This is a genomic window from Pontibacter sp. HJ8, assembly GCF_054824225.1.
The window spans coordinates 1-2,347 of the sequence record NZ_JSYF01000405.1 but is presented as its reverse complement, the minus strand read 5'-3'; the positions used below and the strand labels follow the sequence as shown (position 1 = coordinate 2,347).

Here is a 2,347-nt window from a genome sequence, read left to right as displayed (position 1 = left end):
AATAAGCAGCTTCTGCTTGGCCTGCTGGGCATACTCCTGTTTTCTGCCTGCAAAAAAGAAACCCTCCCTACTACGGCATCCACCACAACCGAAACCGTAGGCAACGTAACAGTCCGGAATCTGGAATTCACGTACCTGAATGCACGCGGCCAGCTAAAACTGGAAGACAAAGGAGAGACAACCTCTTCGGGCTATGCACTGCGTATGAAGAAAGACAGCATCATCTGGGTATCGGTGCTGCCGGGGCTGGGGATAGAAGCAGCGCGCTTCAAAATGACCCGCGACTCTGTGTACGTGCTAAACCGTATTCACAAAGAGTATACCGCTACCAGTTATGACTTTCTGAGCAAGCGACTGAATGTTGACATGGACTTTAACGTGGTGCAGGCCATCCTGCTGGGCAACTATCAGTCGAACGGCTCCGAGAAAGCAACCTCCGAGGGCGAACTGCAACATGTGCAGCAGCTTCGTGAGAACCTGCTGTTCGATTACTTTATCAGCGATCAGAACCTGAAGCTGCAACAACTCAACGTAAAAGATCAAGGTACCGGCAACACCATCACAGTAAAATATAATAGCTTCCAACCTGTTGGCAGTGTTCCATTCGCACATGAGATGGTGGCACAGGTGCTCCAGGCGGGACAGGTATCAGACTTCAGCCTGAACCACACCAAAGTAACCGTTTCAGACGAAATCCTCGACTTTCCTTTCGGTATCCCTTCCGGATACAAACGCCTTTGATTGAATAAAATCCAGAGGGCACTGGTTCCTGCCAATTAGATTCACCATATTTGTAAGCTAAGTGTAGTAGAACCCATTTTTAATGAAGGCCCTTTACAAACTCGCCTTTTTCCTGGTCGTGCTCCTGTTGCCCATGCTCACTTTTGCCCAGAAACAAAAGTCGAAGGCGCAGCTCGAAAAGGAAAAAAAAGAAAATCTCAACCGTATTAAAGAAGCGAACCGCATCCTGCAACAGACCAAAGTGCAGAAGGAAGCTTCTATTGGCCAGCTGAATGCAATTCAGGAAAAGATCGTGGTGCAGAAGGGGGTGATCAGTACCATCTCCCGCGAAATAAAGTTTATTGATTCAGGCGTAAAGGATACGGAAGGTATAGTTGGGGAACTGCAGTCTGACCTGGATAACCTGAAGGCGGAGTATGCCACCATGGTGTATGCCGCTTCCAAAACAGCCAACAGCTACAACAAACTCATGTTTGTGTTTGCGGCTGACTCTTTCAACCAACTGGTGATGCGCCTGCGCTACCTGCAGCAATACTCGGAGGCCCGTAAAAAACAGGTAGAACAGATCAACAAGGTGCAGGCTGCCCTGGCCGGGCAGCTGCGCGTGCTCGAATCGCAACGACAGGAAAAGAAAGGACTGCTCAACAAGCAGATCGTAGAAAACAAGAACCTGCTTTCGCTCAAGTCGCAGCAGGATAGCATGATCGTTAAGCTCAGCAAGCAGGAGGAGAATCTGAAGCAAGAAGTAGCCCAGCGCCAGCAGGCGATCAGGAAACTGGACAATCTGATTGCGGACATCGTACGCGAAGAGATGGCTAAGGCAGCACGCGCCGCCCGGGAGGCAGGTCGCGCCACCAGTGGCAGCTCCAACAAGATCACCCTTACCCCGGAAGCAGCCCTGATCTCCTCTTCTTTTGCTGGCAACAAAGGCCGCTTGGCCTGGCCGGTAGAGCGCGGCTTCATCTCGCAGAAGTTTGGCCGTCATAACCACCCCGTACTCAAAGGAGTAGTTATCGAAAACCGCGGCATAGACATCCAGACCAGCCAGGGTGAACCGGCACGTGCCATATTTGAAGGAAAAGTGCTGACAGTAGCCAGCGTACCGGGCATGAACAACATCGTGATGGTACAGCATGGGGAGTATTTTGCTGTATATGCCAAACTGCGCACAGTGAGTGTTACGGAGGGGCAGACGGTCAATGCAAAAGATGTGATCGGTACTGTCTATACCGATGCCAACGGCACCACCGAACTGCAGTTCCAGATTTGGAAAAACAACAACAACCTCAACCCGGAAGGCTGGATCAAAGCAAAGTAGTAGCTGTTTCAGCAGTTTACCGGTTCAGGTATAGCAGGTCCCGTTTCAGGAATAAGCAAAGAAGCGCCGGCATTCGCCCATTCAGGGGTATGCCGGCGCTTCTTTGTTTCTAGTAATGTCTGGGTTGTGTGTTTGCAATAGCCCTAAAAGAAAAAAACACCCCACAAAGCGGGGTGCCTTTCCAAGCTATGAAAACAAACTTAAAATTATATTTCAATCGCATGTTCCTCTTCAGGAGACAGGCGCTAAAATTCCAGCTTCAAATTACAACGTTGTTATGTAATATAC

The 2,347-nt window shown here is 49.8% G+C and carries 2 protein-coding genes; both read left to right on the top strand.

Going from position 1 to position 2,347, the window contains the following annotated elements; genetic code table 11:
• Nucleotides 1–741, top strand: a 741-nt coding sequence (locus tag OB13_RS16570) for a DUF4292 domain-containing protein (protein WP_461491292.1), incomplete at its 5' end; no start/stop codon positions are given.
• Between the two features lie 82 nt (nt 742–823).
• On the top strand, nt 824–2,059 hold the full coding sequence (locus OB13_RS16565; protein WP_461491291.1) for a murein hydrolase activator EnvC family protein: 1,236 nt from the start codon (nt 824–826) through the stop codon (nt 2,057–2,059).
• Nucleotides 2,060–2,347 lie beyond the last annotated feature (288 nt).